We start from the raw sequence: 25,993 nt of genomic DNA on the forward strand, positions 1-25,993 counted from the left end.
GAAGAAGGGGGAGGCCGCGAGCGGAGGGGCCTAGGTGAGGAACGTCTTCAGCTCGTGCACGAGCTTGCGGATGTGGCCGGATATGACCGGCGTACCGAGGTCCTTGAAGCGGTCCTTGAACCACGGGTTGACGCTGCCGCGGCCGGCGCTGGTCACCGAGCCGACCGGGATGAACTTCGCCCCGGAGCGGTGGATGGCCGCCATGCGCTCGAACAGCGGCTCGCAGCGCCATTCGTAGAAGTCGGAGATCCACACCACGACGGTGTTGCGCGGTTCGGCGATCTTCGGCTGGGCCAGGGCCATGGCGACCGTGCCGTCCGTGCCGCCGCCGAGCTGGGTGCGCAGCAGGGTCTCGAAGGGGTCGTTCACCCACGGGGTGAGGTCGAGCGCCTGGGTGTCGTAGGCGATCAGGCGGACGTCGACCTTGGGCAGTCCGGCGAAGATCGACGCCAGAATGGTGCAGTTGACCATCGAGTCGACCATGGAGCCCGACTGGTCGACGACCACGATCAGCCGCTGCGGTGTGGTCTTGCGGGCGGTGTGCCGGTAGTAGAGGCGGTCGACATAGAGCCGCTCCTCCTCCGGGTCCCAGTTGGTGAGGTTCTTCCAGATGGTGCGGTCGAGGTCGAGGTTGCGGAAGACCCGCTTGGGCGGGACCGACCGGTCCAGGGCGCCCACGGACGCCTTCTCGACCTGGGTGCGCAGCACTTCGGCGACCTCGTCGACGAAGCGGCGGATCAGCGCCTTGGCATTGGCGAGGGCGACGCCGGAGAGGTTGTTCTTGTCGCGCAGCAGCTGCTCGATGAGCGACATGCTCGGCGTGAGCTGCGCGGCGAGCCGGGGGTCGGCGAGGACTTCGCGCAGCCGCATGCGCTTGACCATGTCGGCCTCGATGGTGCCGAGTTCGGGTCCGATCGCCGGGATCAGCGTGCTGAGGTCGGGCGTCGGGACGCCGGTTGCGGTGCCGGTCGGGCTCACTCCCCCGCCCGCCCCCGCCCGGGCTGCGCCGCTGCCCGCGCCGCGGCCGCCGCGCAGGTCGCCGGGGGTGCAGCCCAGGGCCCGCTCCAGCCAGCCGGCGTCGGCCTGCCAGCGGGCGAGCTGCCCGGCGGTGACCGTGCCGCTGCCGGAGGCGAAGACGTTGAGCAGCACCTTGGACGCCAGCGCGGCCCGCCGTACCTCGGCGGCCCGGTCGCGGCCCTCCTCCTCCGGTTCGGGCACCATCAGGCCGTCGAACTCGGCGGCCAGCTCGGGGTGACGCTGCACGATGGCGTCGACGGAGGCCTGCGGGTCCAGCAGGGCGGGCGGCAGCCCGATGTCCTCGACGACGGCGAGGGAGGCGGACTCCAGACCGGCCTGCTCCTCGGGGTCGAAGAGACGGGCGAGCAGGCGCCAGTACAGGACCTGGCGGCGGTTCTCGTCGGGGGTGGGCAGCGGGGGTGTTCCGGCAGCGGGGACCGCCACCTGCTCGGCGCCGGGGCCGTCCTGGCCGGTGGTGGGACCGGTCGGCTCGGCGCCGGTGCCGACCTGCGCGGTGGTGTGACCGGTCGGCTCGGTGGTGTGGTCGACCTGCCCGGTGGTGTGACCGGTCGGCTCGGTGGTGTGGTGGGTCATTTGCGCAGCAGCCTTCCGGCGCGTTCGCGCAGTACGGCCACCGCGTCGGTGGCGGCCTTCTCCGCCTTGACCCCGGCCTTGTCGGTCGTGCCCCCGGTCCAGGCGCCGGCGTGCACCGCGACGGTCTTCTTGCGCACGCTGGTCTCCACGGCGAGCGGCTGCAGGACCCACCGCCCGGCGTCCCAGCGCAGCAACCCGATGCACGCGCTGGAGGTGGCGACGGCCTGCGAGGTGAGCGGTCCGGCGACCGGGACACGGTCGGTGTCGACAGCCAGGCGGTGCCCGGTGAAGGTGAACGCGACCGTGTCGTCGTCCTGTTCGATGCCGTAGCCCTCCAGGAACACGGGGTGAGCCAGGCGGACCGGGTGCCGGTCCAGGGGTACGCACTGGGGGGCGGTGGCGGTGGGCAGGGCGACGCGGCCGGTGGCGAAGGGGTCGGCGCTCTCGCCGGGGCGGGCGTGTTCGTCCTGCCAGAGCAGGTCGCCTTCGGCGGTGACGGGCATGTCGGTGAGGTCCATGCAGCGGCCCTCGCCGACGGCGGCCAGGAGCGACATGTGCGGGCGCAGCAGCTGCCAGACCCCGGCACCGATGACCGTGTCCGGCTTCGGCGCGGACACACTCGCGCGCACCAGCCGGGGCGCGGTGCCGTCGGCGGGTTCGAGTACCGCGTGCACCTGGGCCTGGGCGGCGGTGGCGTGCTCCTGGAGGTCGACCCCGAGGGGCAGCAGCCGGCCGGTGACGGTCTGCGTGGCGGGCGCGGCGGCGGCACCCGGCACCGTGAGAAGCATGCCGCGCGCCCACAGGTCGGCCCAGCGGCGCACGGGCACGCGGTCCAGCAAGGCTCCCGGACAGGATGCGGCGAGTTCCGCGGCGAAGCCGTCGAGGAGGGTCGCGAGGCGCCGCAGCGCGAGGTCCGGGAGCATCGCGGAGACCACCTGGGCGGAGCCGGAGACCACGTCGTGGTCGAGGCCCTGCCAGCCGGTGCGGGCCAGGTCGCAGAGCCAGGAGCGGGCGGCCGCGAGCAGGTTCGGCGCCTGCTCCCCGGCGGCGGCCGGGGCGGGCGCCTCGGCGCGGGTACGGCCGGTGGCCTCGTCGGCGCGCGTGGCGAGCGCGTCGTGCGCGGCGCCGAGCAGGGCGGTGCGGGCCGCGGCAAGGGAGAGGAAGTGGTCCTCGCTCGCGGCGCCGGCCGCGGCCTTCTCGGCGGCTTCGGCGACGCGGCCGGCGAGCGGGCTCGCGGCGACCGCGTCGGCGAGCGCCGTCAGCCCCTCGGTCTGGGCGGGCTGCGGGCGCAGGAGGCCGCCGAGCAGGGTCCGGTCGAAAGCGTCGACGGCGGCCAGGGTCTCGTCGAGACCGTCGACCGGTTCGGTGAGCAGATCCATCCGCATCAGGCCACCGCCCTCGTCGGCGGGAACCACTGCATCTCCGGCAACGGCGCGGTGGTGGACGCCAGTTCGAGATACGCCAGGTGGCGCAGGAAGCGGCTGAAGACGGAGGCGGCGGCCTTGCTGTCGGCCGGGGAGGGGCGGGTGGTGCTCATCGTGAGGCGGATCGCCTGCGCGCCGGCCTCGCTCTCCCCGAGGTCGACCCGCAGATAGCGGGCGACGCGCTCGGCGCCGTACTGGAGCACCGATTCGTTGATCAGCGCGCCGATGTGGTTGCAGAAACCGCCGCGGGCGCCGCCGCAGGGGCGGTTGTTGTTGGTGCTGCACGCGTAGGCGTACGTCCCGGCGGCGACCGACGAGACGTAGACCCGCTCGATGTCCGAGCCGCTGGAGACGACGCCCTGCAGGCGCCCGTCGGCCAGTTCCACGAACGGCACCTTGGCCAGCTTGCGCGGCCGGGCGGGCGGGATCACCCGCGTCGTGCTCGACCTCTCGACGTCGGACAACGCACCATCTCCTTTGCAGCACAAGGGAAGCCCTTCGCCGGATCGGCGGGACACCAACGAATTTAGCGGGGACCACTGACAACGCCCCTTCGCTGGACGGCCGGTGGGCTCAGCCGCGCAGGACGGGGCCGGGGCGGGGTCGGCCAGAGGGCACTGATGGGCTCACCGGCACAAGGCTGGAGCCGGGTGCGGTCGGTCAGACGTCGTCGGTGGTGCCGAGGCCCGTGAGGGCGCCGACCGGGTCGAGGTCGGGGATGCCGCGCGGCCACCAGTCGTCGGCGCCCGGCTCGGACTCGTAGGCGTACCACAAGCCGTCGCGGCCCAGCCGGAGTTGGACATGCCCGCGAGGGTGGGTGAGGCGGTTGCGCCACGGGCGGAACGCCGGGTGGTCGGCGGCCAGGAGGGCCGGACGGGCCCGGTCGAAGCGTCCCGCCGGGGGATCCCAGGGCTCCTCCTCGAGCACGGCGAGCCCGTCCGGGCCGCCCTGGCGCCACGCGGCGACCGCGCGCGCCAGCTCGGCGGGGGTGCGGCCGGCGGCGGAGGCGAGCGAGGAGTACAGGGCGCGCGAGCCGGCGGTGAGACCGGAGCCGGGCCGGGCCGCCGCCAGCCGTACCGCGTCCTGCCACAGCGTCAGCTCGCCCACGTCGTCCCGGCCGGTGGCGAGCAGGGCGTGGGCGCGGGCGGCCGCGTCGGTGGCCAACTGGTCCAGCGCGATCGGGTCGGGTCCGCCGGGGGCCGCCGGGTAGGCGGGCGGCTGCTCCGGGTGCGGCGGGAGGGGCAACGGCGCGGGCAGCGGCGGGAGTTGGCGGGGCGCGAGGGCTTCGGCGGCCCGGACGCCGGGCAACGGGGCGGGTTCCCGGTCCTGGGCGGCTCTGGCCGCGCGCGTGGCGCTGAGCCGGGCGAGCGCGTCGAGCAGTTCCCGCTCGCCGCGGCCGCGCAGCAGGAGCAGCACGAAGGGGTCGGCGTCCAGCAGGCGGGCGGTCTGGTAGCACAGGGCAGCGGCGTGTTTGCAGGGGTGGCCGCGGTCGGGGCAACTGCAGCGTGGCTCCAGGTCGCCGGGGCCGGGCAGCAGCGGGATGCCGCAGTCGGCGAGGGAGTGCGGCATCTCCTTGTCGAGCAGGGCGGCGATGTGCCCGGGCCGCTCGGCCGCGGCGTCCAGGAAACGCGCCCAGTCGGCGTCGTCGAGGGTGCGCAGCCGCACCTGCACACGGTACGGACGCGGCCGGCTGCCCTTCACGTACGCGAGTACCGAGCCCGGGGTGACGGTGATCGCGTCCACGTGGCCCTGCTCGGCGTAATCCCGCCCGCGGGCCAGTCTCTTCGGGTCGAGCGCGCCCTCCTCCAGCGCCGTCACCCAGGCGTTGCCCCACCAGGTCTCGGCGAACCGGGAGTCCTCACCCGCCGGCCGGGGCGCCAAGGCCGGGAAGGTGCGGCGCAGGTCGCCGTCCCGCGCGGGCACGGCCATGGAGCGGGGCAGGCGGGGCGCCGGGGCGGGGGCTTCGGGCGGTGCGGGACGGGCGGGGGCGTCGTCGTGCGCGGGCCGCGGCTCCACCGGCGGCGGGGTGGTCCGACTTGCCTGCTCACCGGGGCCGCCGGTCTCCCCGGCAACCTCCTCCGTGGTCGCGTCGGTTGGCATGCGGAAGGCGTCCGTCAGCAACTGCCGCAGTTCCCGGGCCCGTTGGCCGGCTCGCGGGTTGCCGGAGGGATGGCTGGGGTGCCGGGTGGCCGCGGGCTCGGCGGAGCGGGACGGTCTGCGCCGCGGGGAGGACGTGCGGTCCGTCTGTTCCGCTTCGGCCGCCTTGCGCTGTGCCTCGGCGCGGGCCGCCCGCAGCGCCTCGCGGGCGCGGTCCGCGGGGGCCGCGTCATCGGCCTCGGGTCCCGGCTCCGCCGGTGCCGCGGCGGCCTGCTCGTCGGGCGGGGCCGGATGCTCCACGGCATCGTCGTCGGCCGGCACCGCCGTGCGCCGCTGGGCCACCGCGCGGCGCAGCGCCTCGCGCGCGACGTCCCCCGGCCGAGGCTGCTGCCGCCCACCGGACGGCCGTACGGCGTCGGTGGCGGCCGTGTGTTCCGGCCGTCCGGCATCGGCAGCGGCCGCATGCTCCGGATGTACGGCGTCGGTGACTGCAGCATGCTCCGGCCGTACGGCGTCGGTGGCCGGCGCATGCTCCGGCGGTACGGCGTCCGTGACTGCAGCATGCTCCGGCCGTACGGCGTCGGCGGCTGGCGCATGCTCCGGCCGCGCGGCCTCGTCCTCGTGCCCGGGGCTGCGCCGCTCCCCCGCGCCGGTCCCCTCCGCCGTCGCCGCGCCCCGCCCCCGCGCCTCACGCAGGGCCCGGCGTGCCGCCTCCGCGGGGCCAGGGCCGTGGGCGTCGTCCGTGCCGTCGTCCGTCGGTGTCATCACGCCTCCCTCCGCAGCGAGACCAGGTCGGAGAGCTCACGGTCCGTCAGTTCCGTCAGCGCGGACTCGCCGGAGCCGAGAATGGCGTCGGCCAGGGCGCGTTTCACGGCGAGCATCTCGGCGATGCGGTCCTCGACGGTGCCCTCCGTGATCAGCCGGTGGACCTGCACCGGCTGGGTCTGGCCGATGCGGTAGGCGCGGTCGGTGGCCTGCTCCTCCACGGCCGGGTTCCACCAGCGGTCGAAGTGCACGACATGGCCGGCGCGGGTGAGGTTCAGGCCGGTGCCGGCGGCCTTGAGGGACAGGACCAGGACGGGTGTCGTACCGGCTTGGAAGCGGTCGACCATGCGCTCGCGTTCGGGGACGGGGGTGCCGCCGTGCAGCAGGTCGACGGGGACCGCGCGGGCGGCGAGGTGCGCGGTGATCAGGCGGGCCATGCCGACGTACTGCGTGAAGACCAGGGCGGAGCCGTCCTCGGCCAGCAGGGTGTCCAGCAGCTCGTCGAGCAGGGCCAGTTTGCCGGAGCGGGCGGCGAGCCGGTCGCCGACGGCCGGGCCGTGGTCCTCCTTGAGGTACAGCGCCGGGTGGTCGCAGATCTGCTTCAGCGAGGTGAGCAGCTTCAGCACCAGGCCGCGGCGGCCCATGCCCTCGGCGGTCTCGATGGCGAGCATCGACTCGCGCACCACCGCCTCATAGAGCGCGGCCTGTTCACGGGTGAGCGGCACCGGGTGGTCCGTCTCCGTCTTGGGCGGCAGCTCGGGCACGATGCCGGGGTCGGACTTCTTGCGCCGCAGCAGGAACGGGCGGACCAGGCGGGCCAGCCGCTGCACGGCCTCCTCGTCCTCGCCGGTCTCCACGGCCCGCGCGTGCCGGGCGCGGAAGGACTTCAGGGGGCCGAGCAGGCCGGGGGTCGTCCAGTCGAGCAGCGCCCACAGTTCGGAGAGGTTGTTCTCGACCGGGGTGCCGGTCAGCGCCACGCGTGCGGGGGTCGGGAGGGTGCGCAGCGCCTTGGCCGTCGCCGAGTACGGGTTCTTCACATGCTGGGCCTCGTCGGCGACCACCATGCCCCACGGCTGCTCGGCCAGGGCGGGCGCGGCCGAGCGCATGGTGCCGTACGTGGTGAGGACGAAACCGCCGTCGAGGTCGTCCAGGCTGCGGTCCGGGCCGTGGTAGCGGCGGACCGGGACGCCGGGTGCGAACCGGGTGATCTCCCGCTGCCAGTTGCCGAGCAGGGACGCCGGGCACACGACCAGGGTGGGTTCGCTGCGGGCTCGTTTGAGGTGCAGGGCGATCACGGTGATGGTCTTGCCGAGGCCCATGTCGTCGGCGAGGCAGCCGCCGAGGCCGAGGGAGGTCATCAGTTCCAGCCAGGCCAGTCCGCGCAGCTGGTAGTCGCGCAGGGTGGCGTGCAGCCCGGCGGGCGGGACGGCCGGGGCGACTCCGGCGGTGAGGCGGTCGCGCAGGGCGGCCAGCGCGCCGGCCGGGACCGCCTCGACCGTCTCGCCGTCGACCTCGGCGGTGCCGGTGAGGGCGACGGAGAGCGCGTCGACCGGGTCGAGCAGACCCAGGTCGCGCTTGCGTGCCTTGCGGACGAGCGCCGGGTCGACGAGGACCCACTGGTCGCGCAGCCGCACGACCGGCCGGTGGGCCTCGGCGAGGGTGTCCATCTCGGTCTCGGAGAGCGGGTCGCCGCCGAGGGCGAGCTGCCAGCGGAACCGCAGCAGGTCCTCGCTCTCGAAGAAGCCGGTGCCGTCGGTCGCCGAGCCCGGCGCGGGCCGGACCACCGCGCTCGCGGTGAGGTCATGCGCCAGGTCACGCGGCCAGTGCACGGCGACCCCGGCGGCCGCGAGCCGGGTGGCGGCCACGCCGAGCAGGTCGCCCAGCTCGTCCTCGGACAGCGCCAGCACATCGGGGGCGTCCTGTTCGGTGAGCCGGGCGAGCGGGGGCCACACGCGGGCCGCGCGCCGTACGGCGAGCGCGGCGTCGACCCGCGCGCGGGGGCCGAAGGCGGCGTCGGCCTCGCCCGCCCACAGCGCTGCCGCGTCGGTGACCAGGGTGGGGTCGGCGAGGCTGTGCACCTGCACGATCGCCGCTCCGGCGCCGCGCGCGCCCGCGCCGCCCGACCCCTGGTCGAACAGGTCGTACGCCGACAGGTCCAGGCGCAGTGAGATCCGCACTCCCGCGTCCATGCCGGCGGCGACCTCGGCGGCCCAGTCCTGCGCGCCGGGCAGCCGGACCGGCTCGCGGGCGGCGAACGGCCTGCCGGAGGCGTACGGCGCGGCCGGCGTGCGGGGCAGGGTGTCGGCGACCGCGTCGAGGAACGCGCGCAGGAGCGCCTCCGGGTCGGGCAGCCGCAGCGGGCCCGGGCCGGGCAGCGGAGCGGCGTGCCCCTCGGCGGGCAGCGCGGCGGCGATGGCGCGCAGGTGGGCGATGTCGTCCGGGTCGAGCGGGCCGGCCCGCCAGGCGTCGTGGCCGGTCGGGGTGAGGCCGGGCAGCAGGCGCCCGCGGGCGGTGAGCCGCAGCGCGTGCAGCGCGGCCGCGCCCCAGCAGGCGGTGGCGGGATGGGCGGCCGGGTCGCGGCGGGCGCGCACCAGCAGGGGCAGGGCGGCATCGAGCGGAAGGGACAGCGCCGGGGTCTGCCGGCGGCGGACGGACGCGCCGTGCGGACGGACGACGGTCAGGTCGACCGGCTCCCCGGCGGTCTGCTCGGGCAGGGGGCCGTCGTCCGGGTTCCAGAAGGCGACGCGGCTGTCGCGCGGCACAGGGGCGGGCTGGAACAGGGCCGCGAGCCGCACGGGCACGCCTTCGGCCGTCGCGGGCCGGCCGGCCGTGCGCTCCGCTCCGCGTTCCGCCACCGCGGGCACCTCACCCATACGCTCTGCCACCTCCCGTCCACGCGTCAGGATCAGACGTCTTCGACTCTACGGGCGGGGTCTGACAATCGGCTCCGGCGGCCAGGGCGAGCCGGGACGCCGTACGGGCGCCGGCCGGGCTCAGGGCACCGTGCGGGAGACGACGTACACCATCGGGTGGTCCGGGTCGGCCGTGTTCACGACGATGTCCTGGGTGGGTGCCGGGTTCTTCTGCTCGTGCACCAGACCGCTCCACGGACCGGGGCCGCTGAACTTCCACCCGGTGACCTTCTGGTCGCGGTCGCTGATGGCGATGTCGTTCGGGCGCAGCTCGCCGCGGTGGGCGCCGATCCATCGCAGGAAGTTGTCCAGATTGGCCGCGGAGGTCCGGAACTGCACGTAGAGACGGCTGGTCTTCCAGTTGTTCGTCTCGTAGTAGGCGACCTCGTACGACTGCCTGGGGATCGGCACCTGGTACAGACGGCGCTGCACGCTGGATGGCCAGCCCGCGGTCAGGCCGGTCGCCGAGTACTTCGCCTCCTTGTCCTTTCCGCTGTCGCGGCTCTGGTTCGCCGAGATCACCAGGTAGCCCGCCGGGACGCCGATGAGCAGCACGATGATCAGCAGGGTGAGTGCCCGACGGCGGATCTTGTGCCGGCGGTCCTCGCCCGGCTGCTCCGGCTCGTCCGCCGGGGTCGCCTGGTGGGGAAGCGAGGCCGTCATGCGGAGTCCCGGGCCGCGCGGCGCGCCTCGACGTACCGCTCGTAGCGCTCGTGGCGCTCCACGCGGCGCCGGTTGGCGCGCCGGAACCGGCGGGCGACCAGCCGCGCCAGGTCGGCGGCGCCCACCATGCCGGCCTCGGGGCCGAGCTGGGCCCGCACGATGCGCGCCTCGGGGCGGTAGCCGCGCCCGGTCAGGTGCCGTTTGAAGGCGTCCCGCGCGGGGCCGATCAGCAGGTCGTCGGCCGCGGAGACGCCGCCGCCGATGACGAAGCAGGAGGGGTCGAGGGCGGCGGCCAGGTTGGCGATGCCGACGCCGAGCCACTGGCCGATGTCCTGCAGCAGCTCCACGCACATCGCGTCGCCGTCGCGGGCCAGCTCGGTGATCATCGGGCCGTTGATGTCGGCGATGTTGCCCTTGACGTGCTCGATGACCCCGTACGCCACCGGGGAGTCCGCGGCGGCCAGCTCCCTGGCCTCCCGGACGAGGGCGTTGCCGGAGCTGTACTGCTCCCAGCAGCCGCGGTTGCCGCACGGGCAGCGGTGGCCGCCGGGCACGACCTGCATATGGCCGAACTCGCCGGCGACGCCGTACTTGCCCCGCTTGACCTGGCCGTCCTCGAGGATCGCGCCGCCGATGCCGGTACCGAGCGTGATCATGACGAGGTGGTCCTCGCCGCGGCCGGCGCCGAAGCGCCACTCGGCCCACGCGGCGGTGTTGGCGTCGTTGTCGACCAGCACCGGCACCGACAGGCGGTCGGCGAGGCGGTCGCGCAGCGGCTCGTTGCGCCAGGACAGGTGGGGGGCGAACAGGACGCGGTTGCGGTCGGCGTCGACCCAGCCGGCCGCGCCGATGCCGACGGCGTGCACGTCGTGCCGGTCGGACAGGTCCAGCACCAGCTCGACGATGGTGTCCTCGACGACCTTGGGGCTCTTGGACTTGTCCGGGGTCTCCGTGCGGAGCTTCTCCAGGATGTTGCCGTCGGCGTCCACGACACCGGCCATCACCTTCGTGCCACCGATGTCGATGCCGACGGTGGGCACGCGCGGGGCGGTCAGGTGGGACCGGCGCTCGCGGGTGCCGACCGTCCGCAGCGCGGTGGCTCGGCGGGAGCCGATGGGGGCCGTGAAGTTGCCGTAGGTGCTCATCGCCGCCGATTCTGCCGCACGGGTGCCTTCGACGACCAACGGGGAATCGAGAGGGTTGTTGATCATTTCCGCCGAGTGCGGCGCCGTTGTGGCTGGTCGCGCCCACGCGGCGGAGCCGCATATCGACACAGCCCCGCGCACCTAGGTCCGCTGCAGTTCGTGGCGTAGTTCGTCCAGGTCGCTTCCGCCTGCCATTTGCTGGGTCAGCTCGTCCAGGGTGATCTCGTCGCGTGTGTGGTTGCCCACCATCGTGCCGCGCTTGAGCAGGACGAAGCGGTCGCCGACCAAGTACGCGTGGTGCGGGTTGTGGGTGATCAGTACGACACCGAGACCCTCGTCACGTGCCGCCGCCACGTACTTGAGGACCACGCCGGACTGCTTCACGCCCAGCGCCGCCGTCGGCTCGTCCAGGACCAGGACCTTCGCGCCGAAGTGGACCGCCCGCGCGATCGCCACGCACTGGCGTTCGCCGCCGGACAGGGTGCCGATGGGCTGGTCCACGTCGCGCAGGTCGATGCCCATGCGCAGCAGCTCCGCGCGCGTGGTGCGGCGCATGTGGTCGACGTCCATGCGCTTGAAGGGGCCGACGCCCTTGCGCGGCTCGGAGCCGAGGAAGAAGTTGCGCCACACCGGCATGAGCGGGACGACGGCGAGGTCCTGGTAGACCGTGGCGATGCCGCGGTCCAGGGCTTCGCGGGGCGAGGAGAGACGGGTCTCCGCGCCATCGATGCGCAGGACACCGCCGTCATGCTGGTGCAGGCCGGCGATCATCTTGATCAACGTTGACTTGCCGGCGCCGTTGTCGCCGAGGACGCAGGTGATCTCCCCCGCGTGGACTTCCAGGGACACGCCCTCCAGGGCGCGGATGTTCCCGTAGTGCTTGCTGACGTCCGACAGCTCGACGAGTGCCGTCCGGGCCTCGGTCCGCGTCATGTCGTGGCCTCCGCGCGCTTGCGGACCCATGCGTTGAGCAGGGTCGCGAGGAGCAGCATCGCTCCGAGGAAGAACTTGAACCAGTCGGGGTTCCACTCGGCGAAGACGATGCCCTTGCTCGTCATGCCGAAGATGAACGCGCCGACGGCGGACCCGACCGCGCTGCCGTAGCCGCCGGTGATCAGGCAGCCGCCGATGACGGCCGCGATGATGTAGATCAACTCGTTGCCGACGCCCTCGCCGGACTGGACGACGTCATAGCTGAACAGCAAGTGCTGACCGGCGATCCAGGCACCGAAGGCCACGCCCATGTACAGGCCGATCTTGGTCTTCGCGACGGGGACGCCGACCGCGCGGGCCGCGTCCTGATTGCCGCCCACCGCGAAGATCCAGTTGCCCGTGCGGGTGCGCAGCAGGATCCAGGAGGCGAGGGCGACCAGGGCGAGCCACCACAGGATGGTGACCTTGATGTCGACACCACCGACGGTCAGCGTCGAGGCGAAGACGTCGTGCGCGGTCGGGAAGCCCTCCATGTCGGCAATGGTCTTCGTCGACACCGTGCCGTCGATCAACTTGGTGAAGCCGAGATTCATGCCGGTCAACATCAGGAACGTGCCCAGCGTGATGATGAAGCTGGGCAGCTTGGTGCGGGTCAGCATGAACCCGTTGAAGGCGCCGATGGCCAGCGTGACCAGCAGGGACACACCGACGCCGACCCAGACGTTCGTGGTCGTCTGGAAGCTGAACATGGACGAGATCAATGCCGACGACGTCACCATGACGCCGGCCGACAGGTCGAACTCGCCGCCGATCATCAGCAGCGCGACCGGGACGGCCATGATGCCGATGGTCGAGGACGCGTAGAGCACCGTGCTGAGGCTGGAGGCGCGCAGGAAGCTGTCGGCGAAGAACGCGAAGAAGACGAAGACCGCGATCGCGCCGACCACCGAGCCCAGCTCGGGACGGGCGAGCAGCGTGCGCAGCGGCGACGTCCGAAGGAGCCGTTCGTCCGCGGTGGTGGCGGTCATCGGGTGCCCCGCTTCGCGTACTCCTGCAGCGCGGCCCCCTGGTCCTTGGTGATGATCTGCGGGCCGGTGAGGACCGGGCGCCCGCCGCCGAGGACGTCGTTGTTGTACTTGTACAGCCACAGCAGGTCGACGGCCTGGTAGCCCTGGAGGTAGGGCTGCTGGTCGACGGCGAAGCCGAGGGTGCCGTCCTGGAGCTCGGTGGCGACCTTGGCGTTGAGGTCGAAGGTGTCGATCTCGGCCTTGCTGCCCGCGTCCGCCTTGGCCTTCACGGCGGTGTCGGCGTAGGGGGCGCCGAGCGTGACGACGGCGTCGATGGAGGGGTCGGCCTGGAGCTTGGCCCCGATGCCGGACTGCACGTCGGGCATGTTGGTGCCGTTGACGTAGACGCGCTGCAGGGTGCCGTGGAAGGTCTTGCCGATGCCGTCGCAGCGCTGTTCGTGGCCGACGTTGCCCTGCTCGTGCAGCACGCACAGGGCCTTCTTCCTGCCGCGCTTGTTCAGCTCCTCGCCGACGGCCTCACCGGCGATCGTCTCGTCCTGCCCGACGTGGGTGAGCGCGCCGAACGCCTTGGATTCGGCGGAGCCGGAGTTCACGGTGATCACCGGGATGCCGGCCTTCTCGGCGCGGGCGACGGCGGCCTTCATGGCGTCGGGCTTGGCGAGCGTGACGATGATGCCGTCGACCTTCTTGTCGACGGCGGCGTCGACGAGCTGCGCCTGCTGCTGGGCCTCGTCGTCGTGCGAGTACAGGAAGTTGATGTTGTCCTTGACGGCGGCCTGCTTGGCGCCGCTCTGGACGATGTCCCAGAAGGTGTCGCCGTCGCCGGAGTGCGTGATCATCGCGAAGGTCCAGCGGGGCGTGTTCACCGCCGCGCGGCCCTGCGCGGCCGCGGCCTTGCGGGCGTCCTCGGCGCGTTTGCCGCCGGTGCTGCTGCACGCCGACAGGGACGCGCACAGTGCCCCCGCCAACGCGATCCCTGCCCAGGTCCGAAACCGTGCCACGAGGCCGTGCCCTTCTTGCTGTCTGCTGTGCGGTGTCCTGCGACGGGCCCGGTGGTGTCTCAGCAATCCCAAGGGTCACACCGGCCCCAAACGCCCCAGTATCCGGCACGGGTCATCGCCGTCGTGCGCCTGGGGAGCACTCGGCCGTCTTATTGTCCGGACATGCCGACGAGACCCGGGCGCCGAACGGCGGCAGCGGGCTCAGGACCTCACGAGCAGCTGGAACTCGAAGGAGTAGCGGCTCGGGCGGTAGATGTGGTCGCCGAACTCCACCGCGCGTCCGGTGTCGTCGAAGGTGGTGCGCTGCATCGTCAGCAGCGGGGCGCCCTCGCTCTCGGCGAGCCGCTCGGCCTCGTCGGCGGTGGCGCCGCGGGCCCCGATGGACTGGCGGGCGCTGTGCAGGGTGATCCCGGCACTGCGCATCAGCCGGTACAGGCCGGTGGCCTCCAGCTGCGCGGTGTCCAGCTCGAGCAGCCCGGTCGGCAGGTGGTTGCACAGGTACGCCATCGGCTCGCCGTGCGCGAGCCGCAGCCGCTCCACCCGGTGGACGTCACCGCCCTCGGTGACCCCGAGTGCGGCCGCGACCTCGGCGGACGCCGGGACGACCGCGTTGACCAGGACCTTGGTCGCCGGACGCTGTCCGGCCGCCTCCAGGTCGTCGTAGAGGCTGCTGAGCTCCAGCGGCCGCTTGACCTGGCTGTGCACGACCTGGGTGCCGACCCCGCGGCGGCGCACCAGCAGCCCCTTGTCGACCAGGGACTGGATGGCCTGGCGCACCGTCGGCCGGGACAGGCCGAGCCGTGCGGCGAGCTCGATCTCGTTGCCGAGCAGGCTGCCCGGGGTGAGGGTGCCGTGCTCGATCGCGGCCTCGAGCTGCTGGGAGAGCTGGAAGTACAGCGGCACGGGAGAGCTGCGGTCCACACGGAGTTCGAGCTGCACGGTCGGGTCCACTTCTGGTTTCGGCACGGCCCGAGCGTAGCTCTGTGCGCTGTTGACGGGAAGTTGTGTAGTTCGGTTGTCCGGACATACGCATTGACAGGGACCGGATCGCGACCTCACTTTGTTTCCATGCGCATCGGGGTCATCGGTACGGGCCGGATCGGCACCATCCACGCGAACACCCTCAGTCGCCATCGCGACGTCGGTTCGCTGATCCTCACGGACGTCGACCCGGCGCGGGCCCAGGAGCTCGCGCTGCGGCTGGGCGAGACGGCGGCGCCAGGGGTGGACGAGATCTTCACATGGGGCGTGGACGCCGTGGTGATCACGACGGCGACGCAGGCGCACGCGGAACTGATCGGCCGGGCGGCGCGCTCGGGGCTGCCCGTGTTCTGCGAGAAGCCGATCGCGCTCGACCTGCCGGGCACACTGCAGGCGATCGCGGAGGTGGAGGCGGCCGGCACGGTGCTGCAGATGGGTTTCCAGCGCCGTTTCGACGCCGGCTACCTCGGCGCCCGGGAGGCGGTGCGCTCGGGGCGGCTCGGGCGGCTGCACACCGTGCGGGCGGTCACCTCCGACCAGGTGCCGCCGCCCGCCGCGTGGCTGCCCCTGTCCGGCGGCCTGTACCGGGACACGCTGATCCACGACTTCGACATCCTGCGCTGGGTCACCGGCCGGGAGGTGTCCGACGTGTACGCCGCGGGGTCCGACGCCGGCCCGGCGATGTTCCGTGAGGCGGGCGACGTGGACACCGCCGCGGTGCTGCTGACCCTGGACGACGGCACGCTCGCCACCGCCACGGCGACCCGGCTGAACGGCGCCGGGTACGACGTGCGCATGGAACTCGCCGGTGAGCGGGACCAGATCGTCGTCGGGCTGGACGACCGCACGCCGATCGCGTCCACGGAGCCGACCGGGCCGCCGGCCGCTGACAAACCGTGGACCGGCTTCCTGGAGCGCTTCGCGCCCGCGTACGAGGCGGAGCTGATGGCGTTCGTCGAGGTGGTGCGGGGAGAGCGGGCCAACCCCTGCGACGGGCGCGAGGCCCTGCAGGCGCTGCGGATCGCCGAGGCCTGCGAGGCGTCGCGACGCGAGCGGCGGCCGGTGCGGTTGAGGGAGGTGGCCGGGGCGTAGGCCGGGGCGGCGGTGCACGGGCGGGGCGCTGCGCCCACACCGATATGGCCACGCGAGCGGCAACACGGCCACCTGTCCCCCGCCGACCGATCGCGCACCGACCGCAGTACGGCCTTGTCTCCTTCCAACGCGCGAGTGGGGCCGTCAGTGCCCGCTGCCGCCGGTTTCGTCGACCAGTCCGGCGTCGTACGCCAACAGGGCGATCTGCACGCGGTTGTTGAGGCCGAGGCGGGCCAGGATGCGCGAGACGTGCGCCTTGACGGTGGCGACGCTCATGAACAGCTCGGCGGCGATCTCCGCGTTGGGCAGACCCCGGCCCACCGCGACGGCGACCTCGCGTTCCCGTTCGGCCAGCGCGGCGAGCCGTTCACGCGCGCGTGCGCCGCGGGTGTCCGCGGCGGTGCCGGCCGCGTGGAGCATCAACTGCCGGGTGACGGCGGGTGACAGGACCGGGTCCCCGGCGGCGACCTTGCGGACCGCGTCGATGATCTCGGCGGGCGGGGTGTCCTTCAGCACGAATCCGGCGGCGCCCGCGCGCAGGGCGCGCAGGACCTGGTCGTCGGCGTGGAAGGTGGTGAGCAGCACGACCTGCGGCGCGTCCGCATGGCCGCGCAGCCGTTCGGTGGCGGCCAGTCCGTCCACGGACGGCATGCGGATGTCCATGAGCACGACGTCCGGGCGCGTGCTGTCCACCAGTTCGGCCACCTCGCCGCCGTCGCCCGCCTCACCGACGACTCTGATGTCGTCGGCCCCTCCCAGCATCAGCGACAGACCGGCCCGCACCAGCGGGTCGTCGTCGACGAGAAGCACCCTGATCGCAGTCATGGCCCTACGAAACCACGGCGCTCAGGCGCTCAGTGCGCGGTTTGAGACGCGGGCACCGCCACGCGAGGCTCACCCCACGGCAGCCACGCGCGTACCTCGAAACCGCCGTCCGCGCGCGGGCCGTGTTCCAGGTGGCCGCCCGCGAGTGTGGCGCGTTCGGTGAGGCCGATCAGGCCCTGGCCGGAGCTGGGGACCGGTGGGGGTTCGTGGTCCGGGGCCGGGTTGCGTACGGCGATGGTGAGGCCGTCGCCCGGGGCGCCGGTGACCGCGACGGTGACCTCCGTGCCGGGGGCGTGCTTGCGGGCGTTGGTCAGGCTTTCCTGGGCGATGCGGTAGGCGGTGCGGCCCACCGAGGCGGGAACGCCGGCGGCGTCGGTGACGTGCTGGTCGAGCGTGACCTTCATGCCGGCCTCACGGGACTCGGCGACCAGCGCCTCCAGCGCGGCGAGCGTGGGCTGCGGGCGGCCCGCGTCGTCGGCGTCGCCCGCCCGCAGGACGCCGATGATCTCCCGCAGGTCCTGCAGGGCCTCATGGGCGCTCTCCCGGATGACGCCGGCCGCCCGCGCGATCTCCTCGCCGGGGGCGTCGGGGCGGAACTCCAGCGCCCCGGCGTGCACGCTGAGCAGGGTGAGCCGGTGAGCGAGCACGTCGTGCATCTCGCGGGCGATGGCCTCGCGGGCGAGCCGCTGCGCCTGATCGGCGCGCAGCCGCGCCTCCGTCTCGGCTCGCCGCGCCCGGTCCCGCAGGCTCAGCAGCAGCTGCCGCTTGGAGCGCACGAACATGCCCCAGCCGACGACGGCGACGGTGAGCACATAGACGAAGGCGACGGCGGCGGGGTAGGACAGGTCGGCGTCGGGCCGTGCCCAGTAGTAGAGCGGGATGACGGCCAGCTCGGCAGCGCCCACCCAGGCCACGTACCGGAAGGGCCGGTGGACGGCGAGAGTGAACAGGGCGATGAGGTAGGCACCGCCGGCGGTGTCGGAGACGAAGTTGACCGCGGTCAGCGCGATGGCGAGGGCGACGGGCCAGCGGCGGCGCAGCCAGACGGCCGCGCAGGCCGCCACGCCGAGCAGTTGGTCGGCGACGGCCAGCGCGTGCGAGACGTGCGGGTTGTCGCCCACCGACTCGGCGGCTGCCAGGCCGATGGCGACGGCCAGCGCGAAGCAGGAGAAGTCGACGGCCCAGTCGCGCGCGGTGCGCCGGGGCCGTCCGGCGCGGCCGGTGACCGCGTCCAGTTCATGGGTCAGGGCCGACGGCAGCCACCACCGCCGGCCGGGCAGGACCGGCGCGGGCGCCGACCCGTCGTCACTCGCAGTCCGCCTCACGAGCGACCAATCTACGGAGCGCGGGCGGGCCGCACCCGCCGGTGCGGGCGGTCGTCGACCGAAGTCGCCCGGCCGCCGACTTTGGTCGTACCCGCCGCCCGGCACTGCGCCACCTGCGTCGGGCGCGAGTCACCGTGTGGCCGATGCGGGCGGGGAGTGCGCGGGGCGAGGCTCGTGCCCATGAAGACGTTGCTCGAGACTCTCGGTTTCCTGCCCTGGTGCAGGGCGCCATGGGCCTGCTGCACGAGTTCACGGACTGGCATGTGGGCCTGGTGCAGCGGATCGGCCTGCTCGACGGCCACGAGGTGTACGCGAGCGTCGCGCTGATCGTGCTGGCGATCGCCCTGTTCGCGGCCGCCGAGCGCTGCGAAGCCGACTGAGGCCGGGCCGGTGGCTCAGCAGGTGTGGTCGACCAGGTCGAACGTGGCGTAGTGGTCGGCGGTGTAGTAGTCCTCCTGGCGCTCCTCACCGGTGACGATGCGGCGGGCGCCGCGGGTGGGAGAGCCGGGCGTGATCACCGTGTACTCGTGGTAGTAGCCGCTGGTCCGGCTCGGCAGGACTCCTTCCCTGTTCTGGAAGACGACGCCGTCCTGGTCGTACGGGAAGGGGCCGCCCTGTGCGATCAGGTTCAGGGTGTCGTGCGCCTGGGACGGCAGGTCGCTGTAGCAGATGCTGCCGACGGACGCGGCGGTGGCGCCGGCCGGGGTGGCGGAGACGGTGCCGCCCATGAGGAGGGCGGACAGGACCGCGGCTGTGGCGCCGAGCTGCGAGATGCGTGGGGGGAATCTCATGTCGGCATGATGACGCGCGTAGAGACTGGCATGTCAATGACAATCACGGGGTCTCCCCTTTCCCTCCCGTGTGTTCGCGGACCGTTAACCCGGACCTGCCGCCGCCGCATTCGACGTCCGTTGCGGCCACGCGGCCTGACCGGGCAACTCGCCGCCGGACGGGTACACGCGCGTGGGGCGCACCGGTGCTGTCAGGCCGGTGCGCCCCACGGGTCCTTCAGGAGGCTGTGCGTCAGCCGCCCAGTTCCTGGTGGCGGGCCGCAAGGCGGGTCGCGCCGGCCTCGGTCAGGGAGCCGAACAGGCGCAGGCGGGAGATGCCGCCGTCGGGGAAGATGTCCACGCGCGCGTGCGTGCCGACGGCCCGCTGCGGCAGGACGAAGCGGTGGTTGGTGTCGGGCTGCATGCGGGTGCGCGGGAGGATCTCGACCCACTCACCGCTCTCGCCGTCCTTGACGGACACCGACGCCCAGCCGGCGCTGTTGCCCTTGAGGTAGGCGGTGTCGATCTCGATGGCGCGGATCTCGGACTGCGCGACCAGCTGGTAGCGGATCCAGTCGTTGCCCTGGTCGCGCCGGCGGCGGGTCTCCCAGCCGTCGTCCATCTTCCGGGAGCGGCCCGGCTGGATGGTGTTGGTGGCCGGCGAGTAGAAGAGGTTGGAGGCGTCCTCGACCCGGCCGCCGTTCTCCAGGGCGACCACGTCGAACGTGCCGAGCACCTCGAGCCACGTCGGGTCGGGTACGACCTCGCCGTACACCCGCAGGCGCGCGATGCCGCCGTCGGGGTGCTGCTTGAGCCGCAGGTGCGTGAAGCGCTGCTCGACGTCGACCGCGAAGCCGTTGGCCGCGTGGCCGCCGACCGGGGTGCGCGGGACCAGCGTCGTCCACTTCACGTCGTCGGCGAGCAGCTCCTCGGGCGACGGCGAGCCCGGGACGGAGGCGGCCTCGACGGAGACCGCCTGCGGGTAGTTGCCACGGAAGTGGGCGGTGTCGACGACGATGCCGCGGACGACGCCGGGCGCGCCGAGGCGGATCAGCGCCCAGTCGTGGTCGTCCTCGGTCGGCCACGGGTGGTCGGCGGAGGCACCGCGCCGGCGGCGGGTCTCCCAGCCGTCCATGACCTTGCCCTTGTGCCCGAAGTGCTCGGGGTCGAACTCCGCGGCCTCCGGGACCAGCAGGTTCTCGCGCTGGGCGAAGAACTCGTCGTTGGCGGCGATGACACCGGCGCCGAGCTGCCGGTCGGCGAGGTTGGCGTGGTGGGTGAAGGGGAAGTCGGCGGTGCGGTAGTCCGCGTACGGGTCGCCGCCGGAGAAGGGGTTCGCGTCGCCGGTGAAGCTGGGTATCGCCGTCACGGTGATCAGGTCCTGCCTTTCGGTTCGAGAAGTCGCTACGGGGTGGGAGTGGTCGATGACGCCCCTTCGGTCAGGCGGACCGGGTGAGCAGACGGCCCCTGGGCTCGGTGAACTCGCCGTCGGCGACGATCCGCTCGCCGCGCAGCCAGGTCGACTTGACCACCCCGTACAGGGTCCGGCCGGCGTAGGCGGTGACGCGGTTGCGGTGCTGGAGAGCGGCCGGGTCGACGGTGAAGGTCTCCTCGGGGGCGAGTACGGCGAAGTCGGCGTCCCGGCCGGCCTCGATGGCGCCCTTGGAGCCGAGGCCGACGAGGGCGGCCGTACGCTCCGACATCCACCGGACGACGTCCTCCAGGCCGTGGCCGCGCTCGCGGGCGGCGGTCCACACGGCGGGCAGGCTGACCTGGAGGCCGGAGATGCCGCCCCAGGCGGTGAGGAAGTCGTCGGTCTTGAGGTCGGCGGTGGACGGCGAGTGGTCGGTGACGATGCAGTCGATCGTGCCGTCGGCGAGCGCCTCCCACAGCAGGTCCTGGTTGGCGGCCTCGCGAATGGGCGGGCAGCACTTGAACTCGCTGGCGCCGTCCGGGACCTCCTCGGCGGTGAGGGCCAGGTAGTGCGGGCAGGTCTCGACGGTGATCGCCACGCCCTCCGCCTTGGCGGCGCGGATCAGCGGCAGCGCGTCACTGGAGGACAGGTGCAGGACGTGCACGCGCGCGTTGAGGCGCTTGGCCTGCGCGATGAGGTTCGCGATGGCGGTGTCCTCGGCGTCGCGCGGGCGGGAGGCGAGGAAGTCCGTGTACTTGGGGCCGCCGTGCTGCGGGGCCGCGTCGAGGTGGTGCGGGTCCTCGGCGTGCACGATCAGCAGGCCGTCGAAGCCGGCGATCTCGGCGAGGGACTGGGCGAGCTGGTCCTGGTCGAGATGCGGGAACTCGTCCACGCCGGACGGCGACAGGAAGCACTTGAAGCCGAAGACGCCGGCGTCGTGCAGCGGGCGCAGGTCCTTGACGTTGTCGGGCAGGGCGCCGCCCCAGAAGCCGACGTCGATGTGCGCCTTGTCGCGGGCCACGTCCTGCTTGATCCGCAGATTGCCGGCGGTCGTGGTGGGCGGCAGGGAGTTGAGCGGCATGTCGATCAGGGTCGTGATGCCGCCGGCGGCGGCCGCGCGGGTGGCGGTCCAGAAGCCCTCCCACTCGGTCCGGCCCGGGTCGTTGACGTGCACGTGCGTGTCGACCAGGCCGGGCAGCAGGACGTCGTCGCCGAAGTCCTCCAGGCGGGCCGTGGCCGGTAGGTCCGCGTCATGGGGGAGTACGGCGGTGATCGTGCCGTCGGCGACCACGACGGACGCGGGCCGCGTCCCCTCGGGAGTGATGACGCGCCTCGAACGCAGGACCAGTTCAGCGTCGGACACCCGGACCCCTCTCTCTGCCGCCGTGGCCGCCTCGGAGGCTTCGGCGGCCTCCGCGCGTCTTCCACACAGCGGAATTTCAACGAACTGTTGAAGCTACTTCGGGAGTCTTCACTCCCGTCTTCGCGTCGTCAAGGGCACACTCATCCACAGTGCACCCGATCCGCCCACCCTGGACGTTTCCACAAAGCGGAATTAGAATTCCATCAGATAGAACGTAGCTACGCACAAGCAGGGAGTCAACCGACTGCCGGGTAGGCTGCTGCCTCTTCAGTCAGTCCCGAAAGGAACGCGCCGTGCCGACGTCCAGCGCCAGCACCACCGACTCCGCCAAACCCGCCGCCACGGGGGGTGTCCAGTCCCTGGAGCGCGCCTTCGACCTGCTGGAGCGCATGGCGGACGCCGGCGGCGAAGTCGGGCTGAGTGAGCTGTCCGCGAGCAGCGGACTGCCCCTGCCGACCATCCACCGCCTCATGCGCACGCTGGTCGCGTGCGGGTACGTCCGCCAACAGACCAACCGGCGTTACGCCCTCGGCCCGCGCCTGATCCGTCTCGGCGAGTCCGCGTCGCGACTGCTCGGCACGTGGGCGCGACCGTACCTGGCCCGCCTGGTGGAGGAGACCGGCGAGACGGCGAACATGGCGCTGCTGGACGGCGACGAGATCGTGTACGTGGCACAGGTGCCGTCCAAGCACTCGATGCGGATGTTCACCGAGGTCGGCCGGCGGGTGCTGCCGCACTCCACGGGCGTGGGCAAGGCGCTGCTCGCCGGCTACCCGCCGGAGGAGGTGCGCGCCCTGCTGTACCGCACGGGGATGCCGGCGGCGACGGACAAGACGATCACCACGCCGGACGACTTCCTGGCCTCCCTGGAGGAGGTACGCCGGCTCGGTTACGCCATCGACGACAGCGAGCAGGAGATCGGCGTCCGCTGCCTCGCGGTCTCCGTACCGAACTCCCCCACGGCGGCGGCCATCTCCATCTCGGGCCCGGCGGGCCGCGTCACGGAAGCCGCCACGGACAAGATCGTCCCGGTCCTGCAGCAGGTGGCCGTGGAACTCTCCGAGGCCCTGACCAGCTCGACCAACAACGGCGGCTGACCCCAGCCGCGCGCTGGCAGCCACCGCCCCCGCCCGGCACGCGTGCGGTTGCCCGGGGGCGTGGGGCCGGAACCCACAGACCGCCGAGGGCGCGGGCACGGGGCGAGGGCATGGACGCGGGGCGAAGGCACGTGCGCGAGGTGTCGAGGCCGCGCAGCCGGGCCGGATGCCACACGGCAGGCACCGGCCGCCGAAGGCGGGCACTGGGCGAAGGCTCGGGCGCGAGGCGAAGGCACGCGCCCGAGGCGCCGGGGCCGCGCAGCCGGGCCGGATGCCACACGGCAGGCACCGGCCGCCGAAGGAGGGCACTGGGCGAAGGCTCGGGCGCGAGGCGAAGGCACGCGCCCGAGGTGTCGAGGCCGCGCAGCCGGGCCGGATGCCGCACGGCAGGCACCGGCCGCCGAAGGAGGGCACTGGGCGAAGGCTCGGGCGCGAGGCGAAGGCACGCGCCCGAGGCGCCGGGGCCGAGCAGCCCGGCCGGATGCCACACGGCAGGCACCGGCCGCCGAAGGCGCGGGCGTACACCACCACGGGGCACGAGCGCCGGTCTCCCCGGCCGCGGGCAGACACGGACGCCGGGGCGCGACAACGTGAAGCCCGGCGCAGGACACCGCCGGGCACAGGCCATTCGGCGGGGCGGGCGCGTGATGCCGAGGGCGCGGCGGGCACCGGCCCGCGAGGGCGGTGCCCGGCGCGGGGCGCAAGGGCCGCCGGTTGGAGACGCGGCGCTGAGGCCGCACGGCAAGCACGCAGATCCATGGGCCCAGGTCGGACCCCCAGCCCGCCCGCACGGGCATCCGCACAGAGCCGCCCCACCCCGAGCCCGCCCGCCGCCGCGCAGGGCACGCGCCCCGGCCCCGTGACGTGCCCGCGCCCCGCGGACCCCGCGCGCCCGAACCATGAACGCCCCACCGCCGGAGGCCACCGCAAGGATCAGGATTCGAGAAGCGCTCGTCCCCCGGTTCCACGTAGCGTGAGCGGCACGGGCATCCGGACGGCGCCGGTCGGGCCGGCGGGCGCGGAGGGTGGCCGTGATCGAGGGTCTGAACGGATGGAGACGCCATGACCAAGGCAACGGGGACCGGCCACGCCGCCGACAGCCACGACCTGATCCGCGTGCACGGCGCGCGCGAGAACAACCTCAAGGACATCAGCGTCGAGCTCCCCAAGCGCCGGCTGACGGTCTTCACGGGTGTCTCCGGCTCGGGCAAGAGCTCCCTGGTCTTCGACACGATCGCCGCCGAGTCGCAGCGGATGATCAACGAGACCTACAGCGCCTTCGTCCAGGGCTTCATGCCGACCCTCGCCCGCCCCGACGTCGACGTACTGGACGGTCTGACCACCGCGATCACCGTCGACCAGCAGCGCATGGGCGCCGACCCGCGCTCCACCGTCGGCACCGCCACCGACGCCAACGCGATGCTGCGCATCCTCTTCAGCCGCCTCGGCAGGCCCCACCTCGGCTCCCCCAAGGCGTTCTCCTTCAACGTCGCCTCGATCAGCGGCGCCGGCGCGGTCACCGTGCAGCGCGGCGGGCAGACGGTGAAGGAGCGCCGCCAGTTCAGCATCACCGGCGGCATGTGCCCCCGCTGCGAGGGCCGCGGCTCGGTCACCGACCTCGACCTCACCCAGCTCTACGACGACAGCAAGTCCCTGAACGAGGGCGCGCTGAGCGTCCCCGGCTACAAGTCGGGCGGCTGGAACCACCGCCTCTACACCGAGTCCGGCCTCTACGACGCCGACAAGCCGATCCGGAAGTTCACCAAGAGGGAACTGCAGGACTTCCTGTACCGCGAGCCGACCCGGATGAAGATCGCCGGCATCAACATGACCTACGAGGGTCTGGTCCCGCGCATCCAGAAGTCGATGCTCGCCAAGGACAAGGAGGCGATGCAGCCGCACATCCGGGAGTTCGTGGAGCGGGCGGTCACCTTCACCACCTGCCCCGAGTGCGAGGGCACCCGGCTCAACGAGGGCGCCCGGTCCTCCAAGATCAAGGGTCTGAGCATCGCCGACGTCTGCGCGATGCAGATCAGCGACCTGGCCGCCTGGGTGCGCGGCCTGGACGAGCCGTCGGTCGCGCCGTTGCTCGCCTCCCTGCGCGACACCCTCGACGCCTTCGTGGAGATCGGCCTCGGCTACCTCTCGCTCGACCGGCCGGCCGGCACCCTCTCGGGCGGCGAGGCACAGCGCGTGAAGATGATCCGCCACCTCGGCTCCTCCCTGACCGACGTGACGTACGTCTTCGACGAGCCCAGCATCGGTCTGCACCCGCACGACATCCAGCGCATGAACGAGCTGCTGCTGCAGCTGCGGGACAAGGGCAACACGGTGCTCGTCGTGGAGCACAAGCCGGAGATGATCGCGATCGCGGACCACGTCGTCGACCTCGGCCCCGGCGCCGGCACGGCGGGCGGCACGGTCTGCTTCGAGGGCACCGTGGAGGAGCTGCGGGCCGGCGGCACCCTCACCGGACGCCACCTGGACGACCGGGCGCGTGTGAAGGAGACGGTCCGCACGCCCACCGGGAAGCTGGCGATCCGCGACGCGACCACGCACAACCTGCAGTCCGTGGACGTCGACATCCCGCTCGGCGTGCTGGTCGTCGTCACGGGTGTCGCCGGCTCCGGCAAGAGCTCGCTCGTGCACGGGTCGATGCCCGCCGACGCCGGAGTGGTCTCCATCGACCAGACCCCGATCCGCGGCTCACGGCGCAGCAACCCGGCGACGTACACCGGACTGCTCGAGCCGATCCGCAAGGCGTTCGCCAAGGCCAACGGCGTCAAGCCGGCGCTGTTCAGCGCGAACTCGGAGGGCGCCTGCCCCACCTGCAACGGCGCCGGAGTCGTCTACACCGACCTGGCGATGATGGCCGGGGTCGCCACCACCTGCGAGGAGTGCGAGGGCAAGCGCTTCGAGGCGTCGGTGCTGGAGTACAAGCTCGGCGGCCGCGACATCAGCGAGGTGCTGGCGATGTCGGTGGGGCAGGCGGAGGAGTTCTTCGGCGACGGGGAGGCGCGTACGCCCGCGGCGCACAAGATCCTTGACCGGCTGTCCGACGTCGGGCTCGGCTACCTCACGCTCGGCCAGCCGCTCACCACGCTGTCGGGTGGCGAGCGGCAGCGGCTGAAGCTGGCGACGCAGATGGGCGACAAGGGCGGCGTCTACGTCCTGGACGAGCCGACCACCGGTCTGCACCTGGCCGACGTCGAGCAGCTGCTCGGCCTGCTGGACCGGCTGGTCGACTCCGGGAAGTCGGTGATCGTGGTCGAGCACCACCAGGCCGTCATGGCCCACGCGGACTGGATCATCGACCTGGGGCCGGGCGCGGGGCATGACGGAGGGCGGGTCGTCTTCGAGGGGACGCCGGCGGAGTTGATCGCGGCGCGGTCGACCCTCACCGGGCAGCACCTTGCGACGTACGTGGGCGGCTAGCGCCTTCTCGTCCGCCGGGTTCTCCTGTCAGGCGGGCGCGCGGGCGGATTGTGGCCGGTCGCGCCGGTGGATTGTGGCCGGTCGCCCCCGCGGCGGCGCGCCGGTGGATCGT

At 73.1% G+C, this 25,993-nt stretch carries 19 protein-coding genes and 1 pseudogene; 4 read left to right on the forward strand and 16 right to left on the reverse strand.

Translation table 11 applies throughout. The features are described 5' to 3' along the window. Positions 1 to 30: 30 nt before the first annotated feature. The 11 genes from AB0J12_RS01215 to AB0J12_RS01265 all read right to left on the reverse strand — a co-directional run bounded on the left by AB0J12_RS01215 (position 31) and on the right by AB0J12_RS01265 (position 14,518). Positions 31 to 1,611 carry a VWA domain-containing protein gene (locus AB0J12_RS01215; protein ID WP_363262014.1) on the reverse strand — a complete coding sequence of 527 codons (1,581 nt, stop codon included), beginning with the start codon at positions 1,609 to 1,611 and terminating at the stop codon, positions 31 to 33. Then, positions 1,608 to 3,026 (reverse strand): hypothetical protein, encoded by a 1,419-nt coding sequence (locus AB0J12_RS01220; RefSeq protein ID WP_363262015.1) that lies wholly within the window; start codon positions 3,024 to 3,026, stop codon positions 1,608 to 1,610. The genes AB0J12_RS01215 and AB0J12_RS01220 overlap by 4 nt, the downstream gene beginning before the upstream one ends. Further along, on the reverse strand, positions 2,996 to 3,499 hold the full coding sequence (locus tag AB0J12_RS01225; protein ID WP_363262016.1) for a hypothetical protein: 504 nt from the start codon (positions 3,497 to 3,499) through the stop codon (positions 2,996 to 2,998). The genes AB0J12_RS01220 and AB0J12_RS01225 overlap by 31 nt, the downstream gene beginning before the upstream one ends. A 196-nt stretch (positions 3,500 to 3,695) precedes the next feature. After that, positions 3,696 to 5,897 (reverse strand): SWIM zinc finger family protein, encoded by a 2,202-nt coding sequence (locus AB0J12_RS01230; protein ID WP_363262017.1) that lies wholly within the window; start codon positions 5,895 to 5,897, stop codon positions 3,696 to 3,698. After that, positions 5,897 to 8,770 carry a DEAD/DEAH box helicase gene (locus AB0J12_RS01235; RefSeq protein ID WP_363262018.1) on the reverse strand — a complete coding sequence of 958 codons (2,874 nt, stop codon included), beginning with the start codon at positions 8,768 to 8,770 and terminating at the stop codon, positions 5,897 to 5,899. Before AB0J12_RS01235 ends, AB0J12_RS01230 begins: the two co-directional genes overlap by 1 nt. A 120-nt stretch (positions 8,771 to 8,890) precedes the next feature. After that, positions 8,891 to 9,472, reverse strand: coding sequence for a sugar kinase (locus AB0J12_RS01240; RefSeq protein WP_363262019.1), 582 nt, complete (start codon positions 9,470 to 9,472; stop codon positions 8,891 to 8,893). Further along, positions 9,469 to 10,617: an ROK family glucokinase gene (locus tag AB0J12_RS01245; RefSeq protein WP_363262020.1), complete on the reverse strand. Its 1,149-nt coding sequence runs from the start codon at positions 10,615 to 10,617 to the stop codon at positions 9,469 to 9,471. The genes AB0J12_RS01240 and AB0J12_RS01245 overlap by 4 nt, the downstream gene beginning before the upstream one ends. Before the next feature lie 141 nt (positions 10,618 to 10,758). After that, positions 10,759 to 11,550: an ATP-binding cassette domain-containing protein gene (locus AB0J12_RS01250; RefSeq protein WP_363262021.1), complete on the reverse strand. Its 792-nt coding sequence runs from the start codon at positions 11,548 to 11,550 to the stop codon at positions 10,759 to 10,761. Beyond that, on the reverse strand, positions 11,547 to 12,578 hold the full coding sequence (locus AB0J12_RS01255; protein WP_363262022.1) for an ABC transporter permease: 1,032 nt from the start codon (positions 12,576 to 12,578) through the stop codon (positions 11,547 to 11,549). The genes AB0J12_RS01250 and AB0J12_RS01255 overlap by 4 nt, the downstream gene beginning before the upstream one ends. Next, the gene (locus tag AB0J12_RS01260; RefSeq protein ID WP_363262023.1) at positions 12,575 to 13,579 is read right to left on the reverse strand and encodes a sugar ABC transporter substrate-binding protein; all 1,005 of its coding nucleotides are present in this window, start codon (positions 13,577 to 13,579) and stop codon (positions 12,575 to 12,577) included. The genes AB0J12_RS01255 and AB0J12_RS01260 overlap by 4 nt, the downstream gene beginning before the upstream one ends. 201 nt (positions 13,580 to 13,780) lie before the next feature. Continuing rightward, a complete protein-coding gene (locus tag AB0J12_RS01265; protein ID WP_363262276.1) occupies positions 13,781 to 14,518 on the reverse strand; it encodes a GntR family transcriptional regulator in 738 nt (245 codons plus the stop codon). A gap of 129 nt (positions 14,519 to 14,647) precedes the next feature. Here AB0J12_RS01265 and AB0J12_RS01270 point away from each other — a divergent pair, with 129 nt between their 5' ends. Next, positions 14,648 to 15,652, forward strand: a complete 1,005-nt coding sequence (locus AB0J12_RS01270; protein WP_363262024.1) for a Gfo/Idh/MocA family oxidoreductase — start codon at positions 14,648 to 14,650, stop codon at positions 15,650 to 15,652. Positions 15,653 to 15,796: 144 nt separating this feature from the next. Here AB0J12_RS01270 and AB0J12_RS01275 read toward each other — a convergent pair whose 3' ends face one another. After that, the gene (locus tag AB0J12_RS01275; RefSeq protein ID WP_363262025.1) at positions 15,797 to 16,477 is read right to left on the reverse strand and encodes a response regulator transcription factor; all 681 of its coding nucleotides are present in this window, start codon (positions 16,475 to 16,477) and stop codon (positions 15,797 to 15,799) included. 29 nt (positions 16,478 to 16,506) lie between these two features. Continuing rightward, the gene (locus tag AB0J12_RS01280; protein ID WP_363262026.1) at positions 16,507 to 17,802 is read right to left on the reverse strand and encodes a histidine kinase; all 1,296 of its coding nucleotides are present in this window, start codon (positions 17,800 to 17,802) and stop codon (positions 16,507 to 16,509) included. Between the two features lie 180 nt (positions 17,803 to 17,982). On the opposite strand from AB0J12_RS01280, the pseudogene AB0J12_RS01285 reads away from it, so the two are divergent. Next, a pseudogene (locus AB0J12_RS01285) lies at positions 17,983 to 18,182 on the forward strand (hypothetical protein). Positions 18,183 to 18,197: 15 nt separating this feature from the next. Here AB0J12_RS01285 and AB0J12_RS01290 read toward each other — a convergent pair. From AB0J12_RS01290 to allB, 3 genes are all read right to left on the reverse strand, one after another. Next, positions 18,198 to 18,593 carry a ribonuclease gene (locus AB0J12_RS01290; protein ID WP_363262027.1) on the reverse strand — a complete coding sequence of 132 codons (396 nt, stop codon included), beginning with the start codon at positions 18,591 to 18,593 and terminating at the stop codon, positions 18,198 to 18,200. Between the two features lie 232 nt (positions 18,594 to 18,825). Further along, positions 18,826 to 19,941, reverse strand: a complete 1,116-nt coding sequence (alc, locus tag AB0J12_RS01295) for an allantoicase (protein ID WP_363262028.1) — start codon at positions 19,939 to 19,941, stop codon at positions 18,826 to 18,828. 70 nt (positions 19,942 to 20,011) lie between these two features. Next, complete coding sequence (allB, locus tag AB0J12_RS01300; RefSeq protein WP_363262029.1) at positions 20,012 to 21,349, reverse strand: allantoinase AllB; 1,338 nt, start codon at positions 21,347 to 21,349, stop codon at positions 20,012 to 20,014. 293 nt (positions 21,350 to 21,642) lie between these two features. Here allB and AB0J12_RS01305 point away from each other — a divergent pair, with 293 nt between their 5' ends. Together AB0J12_RS01305 and AB0J12_RS01310 are read left to right on the forward strand one after the other, a co-directional pair. After that, positions 21,643 to 22,446, forward strand: a complete 804-nt coding sequence (locus AB0J12_RS01305) for an IclR family transcriptional regulator (RefSeq protein ID WP_363262030.1) — start codon at positions 21,643 to 21,645, stop codon at positions 22,444 to 22,446. Between the two features lie 1,062 nt (positions 22,447 to 23,508). Next, positions 23,509 to 25,881: an excinuclease ABC subunit UvrA gene (locus tag AB0J12_RS01310; protein WP_363262031.1), complete on the forward strand. Its 2,373-nt coding sequence runs from the start codon at positions 23,509 to 23,511 to the stop codon at positions 25,879 to 25,881. The last annotated feature ends 112 nt before the right edge of the window (positions 25,882 to 25,993 follow it).

The sequence above is a fragment of the Streptomyces sp. NPDC049915 genome (assembly GCF_040656475.1).
Taxonomy (GTDB): Bacteria; Actinomycetota; Actinomycetes; order Streptomycetales; family Streptomycetaceae; genus Streptomyces.

Bases quoted from the DNA above. Each gene is read 5' to 3' on its own strand.
- AB0J12_RS01215 (WP_363262014.1), bottom strand. From the start codon at position 1,611: ATGACCCACCACACCACCGAGCCGACCGGTCACACCACCGGGCAGGTC.
- AB0J12_RS01230 (WP_363262017.1), bottom strand. From the start codon at position 5,897: ATGACACCGACGGACGACGGCACGGACGACGCCCACGGCCCTGGCCCC.
- AB0J12_RS01235 (WP_363262018.1), bottom strand. From the start codon at position 8,770: ATGGGTGAGGTGCCCGCGGTGGCGGAACGCGGAGCGGAGCGCACGGCC.
- AB0J12_RS01240 (WP_363262019.1), bottom strand. From the start codon at position 9,472: ATGACGGCCTCGCTTCCCCACCAGGCGACCCCGGCGGACGAGCCGGAG.
- AB0J12_RS01245 (WP_363262020.1), bottom strand. From the start codon at position 10,617: ATGAGCACCTACGGCAACTTCACGGCCCCCATCGGCTCCCGCCGAGCC.
- AB0J12_RS01250 (WP_363262021.1), bottom strand. From the start codon at position 11,550: ATGACGCGGACCGAGGCCCGGACGGCACTCGTCGAGCTGTCGGACGTC.
- AB0J12_RS01255 (WP_363262022.1), bottom strand. From the start codon at position 12,578: ATGACCGCCACCACCGCGGACGAACGGCTCCTTCGGACGTCGCCGCTG.
- AB0J12_RS01270 (WP_363262024.1), top strand. From the start codon at position 14,648: ATGCGCATCGGGGTCATCGGTACGGGCCGGATCGGCACCATCCACGCG.
- AB0J12_RS01275 (WP_363262025.1), bottom strand. From the start codon at position 16,477: ATGACTGCGATCAGGGTGCTTCTCGTCGACGACGACCCGCTGGTGCGG.
- AB0J12_RS01290 (WP_363262027.1), bottom strand. From the start codon at position 18,593: ATGAGATTCCCCCCACGCATCTCGCAGCTCGGCGCCACAGCCGCGGTC.
- AB0J12_RS01310 (WP_363262031.1), top strand. From the start codon at position 23,509: ATGACCAAGGCAACGGGGACCGGCCACGCCGCCGACAGCCACGACCTG.